The sequence below is a fragment of the Desulfosporosinus paludis genome (assembly GCF_045689965.1).
GTDB lineage: Bacteria > Bacillota > Desulfitobacteriia > Desulfitobacteriales > Desulfitobacteriaceae > Desulfosporosinus > Desulfosporosinus paludis.
Window position 1 is genome coordinate 125,405 of the sequence record NZ_CP144211.1, and the last position, 17,711, is coordinate 143,115.

General features: G+C 41.0%; 17 protein-coding genes and 2 pseudogenes. 7 read left to right on the plus strand and 12 right to left on the minus strand.

What is annotated here, in order from left to right; genetic code table 11:
* Window positions 1-11 precede the first annotated feature (11 nt).
* The 5 genes from VZF35_RS00610 to VZF35_RS00630 form a co-directional block, all read right to left on the minus strand.
* The gene (locus tag VZF35_RS00610; RefSeq protein ID WP_407309809.1) at window positions 12-470 is read right to left on the minus strand and encodes an RrF2 family transcriptional regulator; all 459 of its coding nucleotides are present in this window, start codon (window positions 468-470) and stop codon (window positions 12-14) included.
* Window positions 471-698: 228 nt separating this feature from the next.
* A complete protein-coding gene (locus tag VZF35_RS00615; protein ID WP_407310023.1) occupies window positions 699-1,361 on the minus strand; it encodes a hypothetical protein in 663 nt (220 codons plus the stop codon).
* Between the two features lie 165 nt (window positions 1,362-1,526).
* Window positions 1,527-2,204 carry a hypothetical protein gene (locus VZF35_RS00620; protein WP_407310025.1) on the minus strand — a complete coding sequence of 226 codons (678 nt, stop codon included), beginning with the start codon at window positions 2,202-2,204 and terminating at the stop codon, window positions 1,527-1,529.
* A gap of 191 nt (window positions 2,205-2,395) precedes the next feature.
* Window positions 2,396-6,214 (minus strand): DUF4062 domain-containing protein, encoded by a 3,819-nt coding sequence (locus tag VZF35_RS00625; RefSeq protein WP_407310027.1) that lies wholly within the window; start codon window positions 6,212-6,214, stop codon window positions 2,396-2,398.
* 299 nt (window positions 6,215-6,513) lie between these two features.
* Window positions 6,514-7,464: a hypothetical protein gene (locus VZF35_RS00630; RefSeq protein ID WP_407310028.1), complete on the minus strand. Its 951-nt coding sequence runs from the start codon at window positions 7,462-7,464 to the stop codon at window positions 6,514-6,516.
* 320 nt (window positions 7,465-7,784) lie between these two features.
* Here VZF35_RS00630 and VZF35_RS00635 point away from each other — a divergent pair.
* Both VZF35_RS00635 and VZF35_RS00640 read left to right on the plus strand, forming a co-directional pair.
* Window positions 7,785-8,036 (plus strand): annotated as a pseudogene (locus VZF35_RS00635) (tyrosine-type recombinase/integrase); the annotation flags it as partial.
* Window positions 8,029-9,195 (plus strand): IS91 family transposase, encoded by a 1,167-nt coding sequence (locus tag VZF35_RS00640; RefSeq protein WP_407310030.1) that lies wholly within the window; start codon window positions 8,029-8,031, stop codon window positions 9,193-9,195. The pseudogene VZF35_RS00635 and the gene VZF35_RS00640, both read left to right, overlap by 8 nt.
* Window positions 9,196-10,228: 1,033 nt before the next feature.
* Here VZF35_RS00640 and VZF35_RS00645 read toward each other — a convergent pair.
* Complete coding sequence (locus VZF35_RS00645; RefSeq protein WP_407310032.1) at window positions 10,229-10,534, minus strand: helix-turn-helix domain-containing protein; 306 nt, start codon at window positions 10,532-10,534, stop codon at window positions 10,229-10,231.
* A 134-nt stretch (window positions 10,535-10,668) separates the two neighbouring features.
* Here VZF35_RS00645 and VZF35_RS00650 point away from each other — a divergent pair, with 134 nt between their 5' ends.
* Together VZF35_RS00650 and VZF35_RS00655 are read left to right on the plus strand one after the other, a co-directional pair.
* Complete coding sequence (locus VZF35_RS00650; protein ID WP_407310034.1) at window positions 10,669-10,914, plus strand: helix-turn-helix domain-containing protein; 246 nt, start codon at window positions 10,669-10,671, stop codon at window positions 10,912-10,914.
* On the plus strand, window positions 10,892-11,128 hold the full coding sequence (locus VZF35_RS00655) for a hypothetical protein (RefSeq protein ID WP_407310036.1): 237 nt from the start codon (window positions 10,892-10,894) through the stop codon (window positions 11,126-11,128). The genes VZF35_RS00650 and VZF35_RS00655 overlap by 23 nt, the downstream gene beginning before the upstream one ends.
* Window positions 11,129-11,406: 278 nt before the next feature.
* Here the strand turns inward: VZF35_RS00655 and VZF35_RS00660 are convergent, their stop codons facing one another.
* Together VZF35_RS00660 and VZF35_RS00665 are read right to left on the minus strand one after the other, a co-directional pair.
* Entirely contained in the window at window positions 11,407-11,742 is a 336-nt protein-coding gene (locus VZF35_RS00660) for a hypothetical protein (protein ID WP_407310038.1), read from the minus strand.
* Window positions 11,743-11,786: 44 nt separating this feature from the next.
* The gene (locus tag VZF35_RS00665) at window positions 11,787-11,969 is read right to left on the minus strand and encodes a TetR family transcriptional regulator (RefSeq protein WP_407310040.1); all 183 of its coding nucleotides are present in this window, start codon (window positions 11,967-11,969) and stop codon (window positions 11,787-11,789) included.
* Window positions 11,970-12,111: 142 nt separating this feature from the next.
* On the opposite strand from VZF35_RS00665, the gene VZF35_RS00670 reads away from it, so the two are divergent.
* From VZF35_RS00670 to VZF35_RS00680, 3 genes are read left to right on the plus strand one after another with little or no spacing between them, the layout of a single operon-like run.
* The gene (locus VZF35_RS00670) at window positions 12,112-12,684 is read left to right on the plus strand and encodes a cysteine hydrolase family protein (RefSeq protein WP_407310042.1); all 573 of its coding nucleotides are present in this window, start codon (window positions 12,112-12,114) and stop codon (window positions 12,682-12,684) included.
* A gap of 7 nt (window positions 12,685-12,691) precedes the next feature.
* Window positions 12,692-12,859: a hypothetical protein gene (locus VZF35_RS00675; RefSeq protein ID WP_407310044.1), complete on the plus strand. Its 168-nt coding sequence runs from the start codon at window positions 12,692-12,694 to the stop codon at window positions 12,857-12,859.
* Window positions 12,860-12,867: 8 nt separating this feature from the next.
* The gene (locus VZF35_RS00680) at window positions 12,868-14,079 is read left to right on the plus strand and encodes an MFS transporter (RefSeq protein ID WP_407314858.1); all 1,212 of its coding nucleotides are present in this window, start codon (window positions 12,868-12,870) and stop codon (window positions 14,077-14,079) included.
* A 788-nt stretch (window positions 14,080-14,867) separates the two neighbouring features.
* Here VZF35_RS00680 and VZF35_RS00685 read toward each other — a convergent pair.
* The 4 genes and pseudogenes from VZF35_RS00685 to VZF35_RS00700 form a co-directional block, all read right to left on the minus strand.
* The gene (locus VZF35_RS00685) at window positions 14,868-16,091 is read right to left on the minus strand and encodes a nitrate/nitrite transporter (RefSeq protein ID WP_407310046.1); all 1,224 of its coding nucleotides are present in this window, start codon (window positions 16,089-16,091) and stop codon (window positions 14,868-14,870) included.
* 106 nt (window positions 16,092-16,197) lie between these two features.
* Window positions 16,198-16,662, minus strand: coding sequence for an aminotransferase class III-fold pyridoxal phosphate-dependent enzyme (locus VZF35_RS00690; protein ID WP_407310048.1), 465 nt, complete (start codon window positions 16,660-16,662; stop codon window positions 16,198-16,200).
* A 19-nt stretch (window positions 16,663-16,681) separates the two neighbouring features.
* Window positions 16,682-16,915, minus strand: a pseudogene (locus tag VZF35_RS00695) (hypothetical protein); the annotation flags it as partial.
* Entirely contained in the window at window positions 16,909-17,658 is a 750-nt protein-coding gene (locus tag VZF35_RS00700) for a beta-propeller fold lactonase family protein (protein ID WP_407310050.1), read from the minus strand. The pseudogene VZF35_RS00695 and the gene VZF35_RS00700, both read right to left, overlap by 7 nt.
* Between the last annotated feature and the right edge of the window lie 53 nt (window positions 17,659-17,711).

Below are 17,711 nucleotides of genomic sequence, written 5' to 3' on the forward strand. Positions count from 1 at the left end.
TCTCAAACTAATTAATATTTGTCGTCTTTAGGCGTTGAGGAGATCGCCCTGTCGAGTCGGTAAACATCGGCAGCAATGTCGGCCAAGGTAATAGTCGCGAGGCGTCGATCCAGAACACGACTCGCCTCTGCGACGGCGTCATCTAGAGCAAGGTGAATCACCTTTTCGATGAGGCAGCCGGGGCTTTCATTGTGCGTCGAGGGGGAGGTGACCACCCGCTCGTCGAGAGCGCGTTGAACATCCTCTAAGGTAATTTCGGAAAGGGGCCGGACCAGTCGCCAACCGCCACCATGCCCCTTCAAAGACGAGACGATTTGTGCTTCACGCAAACCGGCGAAAGTGCGGCGGATCACTACCGCATTGGTGCCGGCGCAAGTGGACATCTCTTCTGAGGTCATCGCGGCGTCAGGTCGCTCGGCCATATGCAGTAGTACGTGCAGGGCAACTGATAAGCGTTTATTTCTTTTCATGTAACTTATATTATTACATGATATAAGATTAGTCAATTTATTATTTATGTTTATTTAGTGGAGTGAACTTCCCGTTATCCTACTTTTTGTGCCCATGTCTGAATTACTATAACTTCCAGTTATTAGCCATATCGGTATATGGATTAGCAGAAGTAAGCTCATAAAAATTTTGTAGCTAAAATAGGAAAAATACTTAAAATGCTTTAGCTAAATTCTGGTAAATAAAGTTTAAACCCTATCGACTAAACTCTCTAGCCGAAAGTATAGTGGCGTCAATTTACCCCTTCCACCAGTATAACTAAGATAAGAACCTGTAAAAGTTTCATAACAACCAGTTCTATTTAATCTTGTTAATAGTGAGTTAATCTCGTTCCGAGGAATCCGCAATTCAGTTTCAATTTCCTCAATAAACTTTTCCCAGAACCTATTTGCTCTTTGTAAGTCGTTTTCATTCTGAATTAAAGGTGTAGCATCTTCATGCCTATGTAAAATATTCAGTATCACCAATTCTCTAAATGTGAGTTCATCCAGTATTGAAAGGTATTCCTCGTATTCATCTGAATTATTAAATAGGCTAGTAGACACTGCGGAGCTAAGCAATTTGGCAAACATACGAATTTTCTCACGGCGTTTGGTGTTTAAGGCGGCGTTTACTGTTGCAAAATAACAATGCAAAAAGTCCTCGGATTTTAACAACTCTGGATTTAATACAGCATCATTCGCTTCAAGTTGATCAAAAAAGGTCTTTACTCTATCGGCTCTGATATTTTGGATTGTTGTAACAAGAGCTACGTCTATCCCAGAACCGATACCGAATGGTATAAGTTGAATTAACCCTCTAATTACAGGAGTCCTTTCGTAAGAGCTTGCCAGTTTTTCCAATGTCCCCACATTAAACTCTCCCTTAACTAAACTTGTCTAAATGGTTATTGCATAGTATAGCCAGTTATAGGTTATTAGCAGTTATTATTTTTTTAAAACTCGTAAAAAATGTGTCATTTAGCGTCGGATGACCCAAGATTCAGAAGCCGCCAAGATGGCGGTCCTTTAAACTTCTTATCTATTAGCAGTACGGGAATCCCTTGAGCCTATATTATATGCTCTTGTGTTCGGGGCATTTCTCATTAAGGTGAAGAAACCCAACGTCATGAGGACAAATGAACTGACTAATACAAACCAAAAAGATTTGCTAGTTGTTCCAAAATTACAATAGACATTATATAGTGCATAGACTTCAAATGCGGGAAATCCAAGCTGTATTGATAACTCCATGAGTGGCAGAAATATTTTAATAAGGATATTGCTCTCGCTCTCGAATGAAACTTCGTTGGATAAAAAGATGGATGTCGGTAATAAAAAGTACTCTAACTTATTATCAAAAAGCGGCCTATTGACTTGTTTGATCATTTCCAAATGAAGGACCCTCGACAGCCGCCTCATCGCAAGAATAGAATTTGTTTCGTAGTATTTGTATGCTATAAGTATTGGGATGAACAAGTATATTATTGATACATCTTTAACCTTAAATGGTCCCACACTGGCTTCTGAAATTGCTGATCGTGAAAAAAGATAAAATATCGCAATCAGAGCCAAAACCATTATAAAGTTCTTATTGAATTTTTCCTCCATCACTTTCAAGTTGTCTCTTAATGTCCCTAAATAATTGTCCACGTGGATAAAAGAACTTTGATTTTCCAAATACTTAGCAACTCTTTCCGATATACTTCCACTCACACATTTCCCCCCCCATTATGAAACTTAAAAGCACCAAACGCGAAGACCAAAATGATCCTCGCATTGATACGCATCATTTCCATCCGATGTCATCTGCCACCCCGAGAATTGCCATAGAGAACTTAGCATTAATTATGCCTAACGGATATTTGGATAATCGAAAGTTATAGCCTGCGACTTTGGTACTGTTTTTAAGCGAATCCCCTTTCTTCCCAATGTTTCATGTCCATTTCGATATGGTACTCTGCATTTCGTTGAAGACTTTTATAAAACTCCCATGCATTCGATCCTTTTGAATAGCGTGAAGCAGCTACTTGAGCACTTTCCTTTAATTGCACTTGATGGGGCATCGGTTGTCCTGGAGTTCCTGCCCCTCCACGGGAAACTGCAACAGTATAAGGTACGCTCATAACCTCTTTTAGAACTAATTGCCCCAATTTTTCTGCCTTATTAAGTAGTTTTACTATAAATTGTTCCTGTGTAAAAACAAAGTTTTCACCCGCATATCTAAGTAATTTTGCACTCCCTATAACCTTGTCTTTCTCACTACTGTCCACCCATTCGGAAAGAACGGATAAACTAACCTGACCAAAACCATTTGCCATTAGGGAAAATAACTCTGAGAAAGAATAATCGAGTTCATCTTCACATGTAAAAACATTGTCCCGAACCAAACTCAAAGCTTCTTTAAGCTGAATTTCGATAGCATCGACTAGTTGAATTCCGTCTAAAGATGGATTTGGTACTGGGTCATAGTCTAAACACTCATTCAAATTCTTATAGTATCGAATTCGAGTTATAAACCATTCCGCAACCAGTTTGGGGTTAACCTTGAACAAGAATCTAAGGAATTTACTTATCTCGTAATCATTAATGGATATGTTTTTAATTGGAACAAGTTTTTCTAAAATCTCTGTTACCAGCCAAGATGGTATCTCGGCGAAAGGGATTCCGTAATGCTCATCAAATAGATGGCAAACTTGATTGGCCAAATTGGAATCGTCACCTAAGTCCACGTCAGATACAATTTGAAATACTTCAGTTCGAGCTTCAAGCGGGAAATTCGTTACAGCTCGGAACGCAATAGTGGAAACCTTGTGATCCTGGTTTAACGCAAGTTTCCTTATAAAACACCGTTCCTTCGGAGTATAATCATTAAACCAAAAAAACATATAGGCTAATGAAATTAGAACTGTTTCATTTCCCTTTGAAATCGCTAGATCAATTATCCCAAAGTATTTGGCGTTGTCCATTTCTCTTAGAGGATAAAGGAATTGTGAAAAGCAGATTAACAATGGCGAATCGAGTTTATCGATTAGAATATTACAAAGCTGGCGAGCAATGACTGAGCTTTGTTCCGCTAATTTGGTAAAGTAATAATTTCCAACACAGTTCTCGCCGTGACTTTCGATTAATAGTACAAGGCGTTCCAACTCAGCAAGAATATCTGTCTCTAAAGGAAAACGGTTTATCAATTCCTTTGCAAGTTCCTCAGATTCTTGTTCTACAATAGCCCGAGCAGTCTCATAATCATAATCACCAGGAGTTAACCAGTGGGGCTGATTGCTCCAAAGAAGATGAATTAGACTTGTCTCAAAATCATTAGGGAACTTTTCGAGTATTATATCTATTTCTTCAGCCAAAGTTTTTTCACTATAATTGGCTATTGGTTTTAGTGATTTGATTGCCTTGCAATGCAGAAATGGGTTATCCGTTTCTGAAAGTAGTGTATCTATAATTTTTAAAATTTTTATCTTTTCGGGTATCCAACTTTGCTTTTCTTCAGTCGAAGGAATTCTTCCTAACATACCTAATGGGCCACTAAGAGCACCTAAAAGTGAGTCCAAAACACGGCGTTTAACTCTTTCTTCCTTGAGCTGCCCTAATGATTTTAAAATCTCAAGGACCTTGTTACGAATTAAAGTCGTTGCAACTGGGTTAATCGCAAAAGTATACATACTAATTTGAAATCCCTCGTATATGTCTTCATGCTCTTCTCTAACTAATAACACATCTGTAATATCAACCGGAGTATAACGTCCGTTAAAAGCGTCTTCATTCTTAACCCATTCCTCAATGCAAGTCACTATCACTTCCTGAAAGAACAATGGTTTATAGGTTTTGTAACTAGCTAACTCCGTTAAAACTCTGATTCCATGATCAGGATTAGGATTTAAGTCACGGCTATCTTCTTTTCCTAGCTGCCATAGAAGATTTACTGCTTTTCGTGTATGACTTTGAAGTGTTGCAACTACACCTAGTATTGGAGGTATATTCTCGAAAGCCGTGCAACGACTTGAATCAAAATTTTCAATTACATTCAAAATGAAATCAAACGTTTCTGATGGCTGAAAATAAGCTATCTCCCTTAGGGTATTTAGAATGCCTCGCTGCTGAAAATCGGATGAATGTATAAAATATTCCCAAACTTTATTCCAAATTTCATTAAGAAGGTTTGTACCTTTCCCTTCACTAACTCGCCAATCCAGCTCTGCGAAATTTTTAAAGATGTTATCTAAGTAAACATCGGCAAAGGTTTCAAATATGACATCGCTATAACCTGTTTTTACCCTCGCAGGGAAACATGCTTCTTCAAGGATAAAATCCGATAAAACATCTGGAGTTATTCGCACAGTGTCGCCACGCTGCAACAAAGCTCCAGTTCGCTCAAGTTCTAACAAACTACTGATTAGTTGATATTCTTTAATACCTAGCAAATTAGCACTTCGGTTCATCAGTTCTTTATCTGTAATACGAAGAGGACTCAAAGCAGCTACTAGGTTAAGAATTTCTTTTGCGGTTTGGGATGGAACGTTTGATGATAATGAAGATGTAATAGTATCCTGAAAACGGTCTAAAACCAGTCGCCTAAAGTCCTCTGAATTAGTTAGCTTTGCGGGAGTGATTTGCAAGTGGGTTAATAATTGTCCACCAATAACTGTAATCAGCGGAGAATCCGATGAGAGATTAATTAAGCTTTGAACCAGGTAGGGATTGCTGTCCTTTAAAACTTCCACAGCAAGCTGTTGAATCTCTTTGCGTGCTAGGCTTTTGACCTCAGGAAGTTCTTCTAAGTCGTCTGCCTCAAAACCCAATTCGGAAAGGTTTTTCTTAATTAAATTAACACCGTAGGGTCTGGTTGATAATATTAGTTTCATCCTCCCTGAGTGTTGTTTTACTACTGCTAATAACTGCCGTAGTCCCCCGATCCTGTGGGCATCATCAGCTACGATAATCAGCTTACCCTCAGGCAGCTCCTTGGCAGACTCAACATTGAAACCAATGCTATCCCGTAATAAGAGAATTTTCGGGTGATCGGCTGTAGTGAGAATTCGGCTAAGAGATTCAAAAAGTATTTTACTTTTGCCAATACCGCCTCTACCGCTTAAATAAGCCACTAACTTCTGAGAAAACGCGAAGTTTATAAGCGAATCAACATAGTTATCACGACCGATTAATTTAAAGCAATGATTAAATATTTTGCTTCTATTCAAAAAATCTCTATAAAACTGTTCAAAGCTCTGGAACGCACTCAATCTACCACCAATTAAACCAAACTTTTGTGAGTTTTCTAATAATGTTAGAGCAATGTCGCGTTGGAGCTGTTCCACGGTAGAAAATGTAACCCTAGTTTTCTCATTATCAACGCGTTGTTTAAAGGCTAAATGTTTTCGTTTCTTTTCTCCATCTTGTTCAATAGAATCCCATTGCCCATGTTCATCAGTCTTAATAAAAGCAAAAACGGGTAACCCCAATTCATTTGCAGTTCTATACTCAAGCTCAGTAATAGACACATGATGAATATCGTCAATATACCCGTATCGTTCTCCAATAATCAGTACTAATGCGTCACATTCCCTTAGTTTTGCTAAACAAGCCTCGCGGGAACGGTGGTTATAAGCAACGAACTTTTCCATGGCATAGGCTTTCCCGACTCGATCCAGTACTTCAATAGCTGCAGTCCGTTCTTCCTGTAAATCTAAATAAGTAGAACTTAGAAAAATGTTCATAAATCCTCCAGTGAAAGATTGAAAAATTCAGCTAAGTTTGTTGATCTCTACTGATTTTCCATCCAGCTATAACAAATACGAATTCCTCCAGAATAGTGTCCTGATGATCTAATATTGCTTAAAGTAACTGTGTTAGAAAATCATTGCTATATCAAAAAGATTACCTAAATTTAGTATACTTATTAATACCATTTTAGTTATTATGAAAATTCGTAACAATAAAAGACTAGTTTTAGTTGGTTTCCTACGTTTAACTTAACTTCCGCTTATAGACAAACCGCCAATGTGAAGTTTGTTTTTTATGTTCTCGTGTCACTCCAATAATCCAGATTTTTTATGGTTGTTTTCAACATCTTAATAACATCGGATTTTCTGTAGTTATTGTTTACATATTTAATGAGTGATTTTCTTACACAATCTCTCAAAAACAATATATCTTCATTTATAATTTGTAGACAATTTCCATCATGTACAAAGTCGGATCTCTTTTTATACGCTATTATCAACTTTTTATAACAACTTACTTGGTCATTTCTATTATCATATAAGAATATTGAACAGCGTTTTGCCAGCTTTTCTTTTTTTGCATTTTCATTATTTAGGAATAATATCTCAAGACTTGTAATTAGCAAAGTAATCGAGATGAAATTATCTAAGTGATATGATAAATCATAATATCTATGACAATTATTTAGCAATACATCTGATAATGGAAACTTAACTGAAGATATATTGTTATTTAGTTCATTAATATTTTCATTATCACAATGAAATAATGATATACTGCTTGTTCCTACTGCTTCTCCAATTGGAATAACGCTGTTAATATTGCTACACATATCAGTTTCGCCTGAACGCAAAGTTTCGGATTTCATTTCTATAGATAACTTTTTGAAATGAATTGGACCTTCAACAAACAGACGAATCGCTCTTATCCTGTCGTCAAGATATGTAAGAACATAATCACTCATTTCTTTGTAATACTTTTCGGCTTCAATTTCGGTTAAACATATTGTATATGATTTAAATGCACATATTATATCAAGGTTTTCACCTATGCGCGCAGTTTCATAATCTCGGCGTAATCCCATTGCATCAGTTTTAAAAGTTAAATCCAAATGATCTTTTAAAGGTTTTAATGACATTCGCTTAAATATAAACTCTTCGCCAAGATCAACATTAAGCAAGGTTTCGTCTGAGCCAAAAATCACTGCACATAATATAACTGTATATACTAATTTATTATCCATAATTGCACCCTACTAATTTCCTTCCAGTTATTAGCCTAAAATGTTACTCAACTTCGTTACAACTTTTCCCTCTCTTTTCGATGCATGTTCGAACGGTCTTTTAGTTTAGCAAATTAGGATCGGTAATTAGTTTTCCAACAATTTCAGAAACAAGTGGAAATAGTTTATTGTAGAGTATTTCCAAATTAATTGTATCCCCTTGATGAAACAATTTATTTCTGTCGTCGATAATAGAATTTATATCTTCTTGAGAAATGTTTGTATTCAAAATATCTAACCCTATATCATTTAATATTTCGAACAATTTAACTTTCCTAGACTCAATACAAAATCTCTTTCATAAATATGTAAGGAAAGCTAAAATCACTAAAAACGTGACCGTCCATACTATGAGGCATAGTTTTGCCACTCATCTGCTTGAATCCGGCACAAGTATTTACCACATTAAACAACTGCTTGGTCATTCAAATATCAATACGACCTGCGTCTATTTACATCTGGTTAAGATAGAATCTCTCAACGTAACTAGCCCTCTTGATCAGATGACTGAATCCGAAAAAGTCAATGGCTGAGGTTCAAGATATCTTCCTAAAATACGGCAATAACTATCGAACCAACCGCAAGCTCACTCTTGTTCAACATAAAGCAATGTCAGCGATTCAAAAATGCAGAACATCACAGTTAGGCGGACATAAAGAGATTTGTGACAATTGTGGGCATACCCGAATTTCTTACAATTCTTGCCGCAACAGGCATTGCCCTAAATGCCAAGCTCTTGCCAAAGAACGCTGGATCGAAAACCAGAAAAGTAATCTACTTAATGTGGGATACTTCCATGTGGTATTCACAATCCCTGACGCACTCAATTTACTGGCCTATCAAAACCAAAAAGCAGTCTACACCCTTTTGTTTAAGGCCGTTGCTGAAACTCTCGATGAATTAGCCTCCGACAAAAAATATCTCGGTGCTAAGATTGGCTTTTCATCTGTTTTGCATACCTGGGGACAAAACCTCATGCACCATCCGCATATTCACTGCATAGTACCCGGCGGCGGATTATCCTCCATCGGCAAATGGGTGAATAGCAGAAAAAAATTCTTCATCCCTGTGAAAGTTCTATTTCGTAAGTTCAGAGGCAAATTCTTGTATTATCTCAAACAGTTCTGCAGCCAAAACAAGCTTGAATTTCACGGTAGCCAAGCCTATCTTTCTGACGATAGAGAATTTGGAACGCTGCTCACCTCACTTTATAGCAAAGAATGGATTGTTTACTGCAAACCACCATTTAAAAATGCATCTTGTGTTATCGAATATCTGGGTCGATATACTCACCGAGTAGCTATATCCAATAAGCGTATCGTTAGCCTTGCTAAGGATACAGTTACCTTCAAATGGCGGGACTACAAGGATGACAATAAATATAAGGTGATGACGCTCTCTGCCAATGAGTTTATCCGCAGATTTCTTATTCATATCCTACCGAGTGGTTTTATAAAAATCAGACACTACGGCTTACTAGGCAATCGTAACAAGACAGCTAAGTTAAAGATTTGCAAACAGCTCACCTGTACGCCTCTTTTAAGCCAAGAAAAAGTCTCTACTCTTCGACTTATCCAGAAACTCATCGGAAAAGATTTATCTAAATGCCCGAATTGCGGATCGGTAAAACCCAGACGGTTTTTGAGTTTGGGCAAATCTCCTCCTATCACTAACCAAACTGCATGTATATAAAAATTGCCCTGTCATGGGGAGGGGGAAATAATATCTATTTCGGCATAATTAACGCAGGCCTGATACATTTCGTTACCGAGTTCTCCCTAAAGTTATATAGATTAGATAGGAGATGACTATTCAATCCCCATAGCGAGAGCACCAATTACCGCAGTTTCGTGCTATGTAATTATCCAAAGTTAGGTAAGTAGATTCTCCACCTGAACCTGCTGTTAATTTACTCAAGCTCTGATTCGAGTTTGAGGTTTTTTTAAGTCTAACTTCGGATAATTTGCTAGACATTATAAGTACTTGTATTACACCCAAACAGGCTCTATTGCTTAGTTGGTAATTGTAGACTATACTCTGAGTAATTTTACGCTCCTTGAAATTCCATATTTGCCCTTTATATTGATTAATACCCGCCATATACCCCTAAGTGCTTTTGTATAACGCTTTTACTACAGGTGAAAACAGACAGATTTTTGCCGTGAATTTTTTTCCCTCATAATAGCTCTATCGTAATATCTGGAGCCTATTTCGTTATTCACGATAAGCGGAGCATCAATTCCGACAATTGTCCCTTTGGACATACCTTTAAATAAGACCATGTTTGGCTCGTACCTTATTTTTTCGCCAAACTTATGTCTTTTCCTTCCATCAATCACTAAATCTTTCGAAAACTATCCTTTTAAAAATATAACAACATAAAATGTGGGCTTTATATTTGCCAGTTCACCCTATCCCCTATTGTTTTGCTTAACCTAACCAAATCATTGAGTATTAAATTCGGTTAACTCAACACACTTTCACCAAGAAAATTGTTGATTATTCGGCTTACAATAGAAGCCGGTACATGAAACAAGATGAGAGGAAAATCGCCTCTCATCTTGTTTACATTAAGCCTCGGTTATTTTATTTTCTTCTCTGATATTTCGATTTTATAATTCTGTCCTCATAAGGTACTTTGTTATACTCAGGATTCCTTAATATGAAATGGTGTACTGTCAGTCTCGTATCGATAAAGCATTATACACTTGTGATATCAAAAGAATTAATCCTTACTCATGGATTCCAGTAACTTCTGAAGATAATCTATTTGTTCCGGAGAAAGCTTTTTCACAGTGCCCAGTAATCGTTGGATTTCTGGGCCCAAGTCTTGTTCTTCTTCTGTGAAGAATTCCGCAAGACTAATGCCGAGAGCGGCACATATGCTTTCCAGGGAACCCAGTGAGGGTTTAGAATCGTTGGCTTCAATTTTATAAATTGTAGTTGGATCCAGTCCGACTTTTTTCGCTAAAGTATTGGCGGAAATTCCAACTGTATTACGAAAGAACTTTATCCGTTGTCCGTAATTCATTTCATCACATCCTGAATATAATTCATGTTTAATTATATCGGAACCATGCAAAAGAAAATATACTGATTTTAATTCATTATTTTATGTTGACATATAGAATATAATTCTATAATATTTTAAACAGGGGTGTCTTATTGAATACTGCAAACAAACAAATTAAAAAGATAAGAATAGCGCTCAAATTGACTCAAAAACAACTTGCTGACCTGGTTCATATCGACGAAAGCATGATTAATAAAATCGAAAATGGTCATTCAACAGGCTCAATCCGAACCTTAACCAAACTTGCCGCCGCTCTCGACGTTAGTATTGCCGAACTGATCGGAGAACAGTCCCCTGAACAGCAGGAGGAAGACGATGTCCAGACAACACCTCAGTGATTTTGAGATCGGCTATAACTATGTCTGCAAGCGCTATTCCTTTTTAGCCAACAATAGCTTTCAATATTTATGGGAGCTGGGAAACGCTTACCTAAAGACAAGAGGGGCTAACTCCGAGCTTTCCAGAGGGATGGGATTTTATTTTTTGGAGTTAGGAATTAAAAAGCGACTTGCAGAATTTGCACCGGCCCACAAAAAAGAAGACTGCTTTTAGCAGTCCGCTTTACTTTCTTCATGGCGAATTTCAATTTAATCATATTCTCACCATCATGCATCGCGATAAACTCATCTCGCACCACTTTAGGAATCCCAAGAAGGATGTATGCCTGGGTGAGGTCAAATTCGTCACCGGTGACGAATTTGGCTTACCGTCACTGTCAACAAGGTTCAGAGATAACAATTCTTATTGCCTAAGTGCTTTAATTGCCATATTTACTGCAGTATTTTCAGTATCCGGATGGGGCAATTCAAGGGAAAGGGACAGCTATAAGTTTATCTCTCTGGAAAAAATGTCAAGAAAATTTGGTCCAAAAACGATTCAGATGAATACCCACGCACATCTCTTTGAAATATATAGGAATCACTTCTTAAGGCTATCAATAACATATCAGCCTTAAACACAGTGTTCGCTCCGGTACGCTCGTCTCTATTCATCTCCTCGAGTAGTTGAACGACGACTTCGTGCAGATTAAATTTGAAATGACTACCCTCTAATGCTCCCTCTTCAACACCTGCCAGCAGCTGAAGCTTTCTATCGCGAAAACGCATAAAAAGGCTGAATACCCCTTTTAAGCGCTGACGCGGTGTATCGGTCTGATGCTCTTTCAAGTACACTTCAATGTCCTCGAAGAGCAGAAGGATGTTGTCTTTAATTAAATCCTGACATAACTCACTTTTATTTTTATAACGGCGGTAAAGGGTCCCGAGCCAATATGAGCTTCCAGCGCTATTTGGTTCATACTGACTTGCTTGACACCGTGTTGTTCAAAAAGCTTAATTGCGGCATCTAATATTCGCTGACGATTCTCAGCAGCATCGCGGCGTTCTTGTCGCATCTTAGTTCCTCCTATACTTTTCACGATTTCCACTCCCAACATTAATATGTGAATCTCATTGACAAGTGGGGAGATCTCCGTTTAAAATTAAATGGAGGATTCCCCACTTATTATATACGAATACGAAAGGAGTGTAAAACATATGAACAAACCCTCACTTCTCGTAATGGACATGCAGAATGGAACCGTATCCCGTTTTCAAGCCAATCCTGAATTGTTACGCCCGGTTCAAAAATCAGTGGAAACAGCGCGGCGGTACAACATCCCAGTCATCTTCGTGCGAGTCGCTTTTAGTGAAGGATACCCGGAGGTAAGTCCAAGAAACAAAATTTTCTCGCAAATTGCTCAATTCGGTGGTATTACGGTATCGGATCATGCAACGCAAATCCATGAGTCCGTACAACCAGTGAATGGTGAACCGGTCGTTACGAAGTATCGGGTTAGCGCCTTCGCCGGAAGCAATTTGGAAGTTATCCTTCGCGCGAGACAAATTGACACTTTGATTCTCACCGGAATTGCCACGGGCGGAGTCGTACTGTCAACACTGCGCGAAGCAGCAGATAAGGATTTTGCAATCAAAGTGCTTTCGGACGCCTGCATTGATCCTGATCCTGAAGTTCATCGCGTGCTCATGGAGAAGGTTTTCCCTCGTCAGGCGGATGTGCTGACGGTCGACAATTGGATCGGCGAATTAGACTCAATGACTAAGGAGTGAACCAATCATGCCAAGTGGCAGCCCATTCTCTTGGAGGTTCGTGGCGCCCCTGTACATGGGGTCCACACTTAATCCAATCAATAGTTCGATGATTGCCACTGCACTCGTGCCTATCGCTGCCTATATGCATGTTTCAGTGGCTCAAACCACAATCCTGGTGACGGCTCCTATCTAGCGTGTTCGATCGCACAGCCTACTGCCGGAAAGCTTTCAGCAGAATTTGGGCCTCGTCGGGTATTTCAGGCTGAAACTCTTATGGTACTTTTGGGAGGTTTGTTGGGTGGGTTTGGACGTGACTTGACGATGCTGGTCGTATCGCGAATTCTCATAGGCATTGGAACGTCCACCGCCTATCCCTCTGCTATGCTCCTGATTCGGCGACGTGCAGAATCCGCCGGGATGTCAATGCCGCCTGGAAACGTACTGGGAGCGCTTCAGATTGCGGGAGTGGTTACGGCCGCTGTAGGACTCCCGATTGGCGGCGTGCTCGTGGATGTGTGGGGATGGCGGACAACGTTTCTGGTTAATATCCCCTTTGCGCTTGTCGCGCTTCTCATGGCCGTGCTTTGGATTCCGAAAGACGCGCCCATGGAGGGAACGAGGACAATGCGGGATATCTCATCACGCATTGATATTATGGGTATGGTTGGATTCGCAGCATCAATCACTGCACTAATGATATTCCTGTTCTCATTGCCTCGTCCCGAGTGGATTGTCTTGGGCATGGCCGTAGTGTTGGGCATTTTTCTTGTCTTATGGGAGCTGCGGGCCAAACATCCTTTCATCGATATGCGCATGCTTGCCTCGAACCTGGCGCTCACCTGCACCTATGCACGGTTTGCATTGACGACGTTGTGCATATATACCGTGCTTTATGGTGTTACTGAGTGGATCAGTGCGGCTCGCGGAGCCTCAGCACTCGAAGCCGGACTTCTAATACTGCCCATGAGCGTACTTTCGGCGTTAATAGTCGGTCCAATTTCCAAACGGAACTTAGTTCGCGGGCCACTCGTTGTGGCTGCGGGCTCTTCCATTGTTGCCTCCATTGGGGTGTTTCTTCTCACGACAAGTACGTCAATTCTTTGGATTTTATTGATCACCTTAATTTTCGGTATCACGATGGGTACAATGTCCAGCAGCAACCAAACAGCGTTGTACATGCAGGTCTCTGCAGACCAGATTGCTGTAGCTTCAGGTCTCATCCGCACCTTCGGATACATTGGTTCTATTGCTTCCTCAGCGTTAATCGGCATTGTTTTTCACACGAAGGTTTCGGATAGCGGTCTCCATCACATTGCTGTCATAATGATCGCGGTAAGCGTCATTGCACTCATCATGACCATTGCTGACCGTCGACTCGGGGTTACAAGTCAACAAGCTAGTGCCGCATCCTAAATTAAAGGGAGCCGATCTACTTGAGGATTGGACCATTCATTCAGTCAGAGAGGTTACGGGTTTGATAAGCGCATATACTATAATAAAGTTTAGTATATCCCAAAATATTAGACCACCCACCTGAATCAATCGGCTTGTAATTAAGAATCCCGTCCCAAACTAAGGTGAGGCGGGATCATTTAACTGAAGGGTTTAAGAATAATGGGAATTTATGTCATATATTGTTCTTTGCACTCTCTAATAAACCAATTAACCACGCTGGTATAATCATATCACTCTTATAACGAGACAATATACAATAATTTAATGCCCCACACTAAAAGTGCATTCTGTACTTGGCTCAAAGACTTATCTGTCCATTGCTGTTCAATAACTTCAGCCGCTTGAACACTTACCCTTCTAGAAGTTTCAGAAATTTCTTTTGCCGAAGTTGGAACATTATCTATATCCCTGCTTCTATACAGAATTCTTCTGACTTCCATCACATTGTCAATAACGGCATAGAAGATAGTAAAATTATCTACGTAAATCCGATAATACGGATTTCTCCTTTTCCGATTTGATTGAAACTGTTCGAATGATAATTGATTTCCGGAATATGTGACCAAGCTCGGGAGTATAAGAAACTGTAAAAAGGTTGTCCCAAAATCGACAGCGCTGTCGATTTTGGGACAACCTCAACCGGCTTCTCTAAGGAAAGGATCGTTAAGGCTGTAATCTCAAGACAGCTTGAGCGTAAGATGAGACGGGCCGTCTGAGTTAACGAAACCGATCAATTTGAATATCCCTTATTTGGCCAAACCCGCATTCTTTCTTTTTGATTTTGCTCCCAATTCAGGCAAAAACAGCATTACGATTCCATAAATGAAATAACCGGCGGCGATATATAAAAACACTTTATTAATATCCGACCCCGCCAGCGGGATAATGACATAAGAGGAAATAAAAAAGGCGCCGGCCATTTGAAAAGTACTGAGAATTCCTCCCGCGCTCCCGGCATACACCGGCCCGATTTCAGGAAGTGACATAGGCAAGGACAAAATAATCGGAGGAGTCATACCAATGAAAAGGCCGGCGAGCATAAGAAATACGGTGGTAAGCGGACCAAATGGAACATTCCAGGCCAGGTAGGAACTAATAGCGCAAAGGATGGCCGTTGGAGCTAAGAACGGCCTGATTGATCCGGCTTTATGAGAAATTACCGGCCCCAGCAAGCCTCCGACAATAAAAGCAAGGGTTAGAGAAGAGGCAACCAGGCCGGCTTGAACCGGATTAATTCCCTTGGCCTGAACAAGTGCATTCGATAAGAATCCGCTCTGGGTAACATAGGTTCCCATCATGAAAAATATTGCCAGCGCGCCAATCCAAACATTTTTACTTTTAGCCGCTACACTCAGACAGTGTGTCATGGACAGAACCGGCTGATCAGGCGCTCCTGCAGGTTTATTTTTAATGAACAGCAGCCACAAAATCGTTACGCAAGTCATACCAATTGCCGAAGCAAGAAAAGCGCTATGAATTGAAGGGAAAAGCGGAGACGTCGCTAAGGCGATCGAAATCCCCACTCCGGCGCCTACGACATAAATTCCCATAGCCAACCCCATCCGCCGTATAGGGAACCAGGCACCCAGTAATTTAGCGGCATTTGAATTGAGGACGGCTATACCAAAACCAATCAATAACATCCAAGCAAAAAGTGCGCCAAAACTGGCAGCGCTTATCCGGGCAAAGCTGCTGATGGAGCTGATAATCAAACCAAATGCCGCTATGCTTTTAACGCCGAAGCGGTCTGCCAGAGCGCCGGCGGGAATTCCCAGTATGGCACTGGCCAGCATGGGAGCGGACAATGCCATGGCAAGCTGGCTGGGCTTCAAATGCAACGCAGGTATTAGTTGAGCGGCCATTCCGCCTATCTGGAAGGTTAAGACATTCAAGAGCACTTGACCTAAAAAAATGATTGTCAGGATTACCCACATGTAAGAGTTCTCTTTTGATGTTTCCGTTACATTCATCGTTTTTACCTCCCCCGTATAAACTTAAGGATTATTAATAGACTTCCTTATCTCCTCTTATATTAATATAGTTGTCTTGCTTGTGACATACTCCCATCCATATTTGTCAATAAGAATTTAGAGTAAAACGAGACGGCCGGTCCCAAATTCGAATGCGCATTCGAATTTGGGACCGGCCTGAGGCATATGGTTTAATAACCAGGCGGCCTGGATTTTGCTCAATGCTGTTACTACACTCAAAATGCTTAATTCTGCCGGCAGGTCTCCAGGGCTGACTCCAAAATCTCCAAGCCTCTCTCAAGCTGGTGTCCGTCACAACCAGCGGGCACAAAAATCTGATCACATTGCCGTAAATTCCGGCGTTCTCCACGATCAAACCCTGTCCGGCCGCAGAGGCGATGATCTTGACGACCAATTGGGGATTAGGGTTCCTGCTCGTTTTGTCGGTCACGAATTCAAGGCCCATCATACAGCCTATCCCTCTGACGTCGCCGACCTCTTCATACTTTTCTTGCCACAGCTGGAAATTCTCCCTGCATTTCCGTTCAATCTCCAGCGAACGGGCGCACAAATTATCGCGCTCAATAATCTCAAATCACTTTTAAAGCTGAGGCGCAGGCCAGAGCGTTGCCACCCAATTTTACTCTCTGGAAACGCTGCTTCTGGTCATAGGGAACGGTGCAGTCAAAAATTGCCTTGCAGGAAATACCAACATCGCGGATACTCGCTGAAAAATCTGGACTGCTGGAGGGATCAAGAGGATGGCACCTAATCCCCGGAATAAAGATTGCGTCATTATCGCCTTGGAATCTGGTGGTCATTGCGCCGGAGAGAGCCTGCCGTCTTCTCCTATAGGATAGGCTGCGACCTCATGCCCTTCAAGCGCCGCAACGATGAGAAAGCGTCCGTCAGGAGAGACCGCGCAGCCTCTGCCGCCGGCGCAGGCATTCTCAAAAGCCTGCACCAGTGTGAGCTTGCCGGTTTTCCCGTCGATTTTAAAAACTGAAATCACATTCACGACTCTCAGGAGCGAATAGAGGTATTGGCCGGATTTTCCCAGGCAAATATCGGATTGCAAAAACCCCTCCGACGGGGTTATCTGCGGCGGAAGCGCGTCAACAGTCCAGATATGTTCCAGCTTCCCTTCCTCGTCATAACGGAAAGCGCTAATAAGGGGCTTATTTTCCTTATTTACAAACAAATAGGGCAGCTGCGGATGAAATGCGCTGTAGCGCGGCGCGGAACCGGGCGAACGCTGCAAGGGGCTCCCCGGGCACAGATAGCTCTCCGCCTTTACCTTTAACCAGCAGTGCGGTGACTCCACAATAACCCAGTCTCCATGTTTGATGCCCCGGGAAATAGCTGTATCGGGATGAATATGAAGGGTCGGATAAGGCTGCAGCTCTCTCAGATAACCGGCCCTCTTTAGCAAATGCGTAGATACCGCAACCTTTTGACGTAGGACCACACATGGAACATAAGGTTGGCACCACCCGCTCACCATTCTTTTGAGCAAGGGCTGACGCCTCTTCCCAGGTAAGACCAAGACATCCCTCAGGGATCCCATTCTTTTTTGATGTCATCCTGTCTCCCCCTTAATAAGCAGCTATCATACTTACT

Bases quoted from the DNA above. Each gene is read 5' to 3' on its own strand.
- VZF35_RS00645 (WP_407310032.1), bottom strand. From the start codon at position 10,534: ATGAATTACGGACAACGGATAAAGTTCTTTCGTAATACAGTTGGAATT.
- VZF35_RS00625 (WP_407310027.1), bottom strand. From the start codon at position 6,214: ATGAACATTTTTCTAAGTTCTACTTATTTAGATTTACAGGAAGAACGG.
- VZF35_RS00655 (WP_407310036.1), top strand. From the start codon at position 10,892: ATGTCCAGACAACACCTCAGTGATTTTGAGATCGGCTATAACTATGTC.
- VZF35_RS00610 (WP_407309809.1), bottom strand. From the start codon at position 470: ATGAAAAGAAATAAACGCTTATCAGTTGCCCTGCACGTACTACTGCAT.
- VZF35_RS00675 (WP_407310044.1), top strand. From the start codon at position 12,692: ATGCCAAGTGGCAGCCCATTCTCTTGGAGGTTCGTGGCGCCCCTGTAC.
- VZF35_RS00670 (WP_407310042.1), top strand. From the start codon at position 12,112: ATGAACAAACCCTCACTTCTCGTAATGGACATGCAGAATGGAACCGTA.
- VZF35_RS00700 (WP_407310050.1), bottom strand. From the start codon at position 17,658: ATGGGATCCCTGAGGGATGTCTTGGTCTTACCTGGGAAGAGGCGTCAG.
- VZF35_RS00640 (WP_407310030.1), top strand. From the start codon at position 8,029: ATGGCTGAGGTTCAAGATATCTTCCTAAAATACGGCAATAACTATCGA.
- VZF35_RS00665 (WP_407310040.1), bottom strand. From the start codon at position 11,969: ATGCGACAAGAACGCCGCGATGCTGCTGAGAATCGTCAGCGAATATTA.
- VZF35_RS00685 (WP_407310046.1), bottom strand. From the start codon at position 16,091: ATGAATGTAACGGAAACATCAAAAGAGAACTCTTACATGTGGGTAATC.
- VZF35_RS00630 (WP_407310028.1), bottom strand. From the start codon at position 7,464: ATGGATAATAAATTAGTATATACAGTTATATTATGTGCAGTGATTTTT.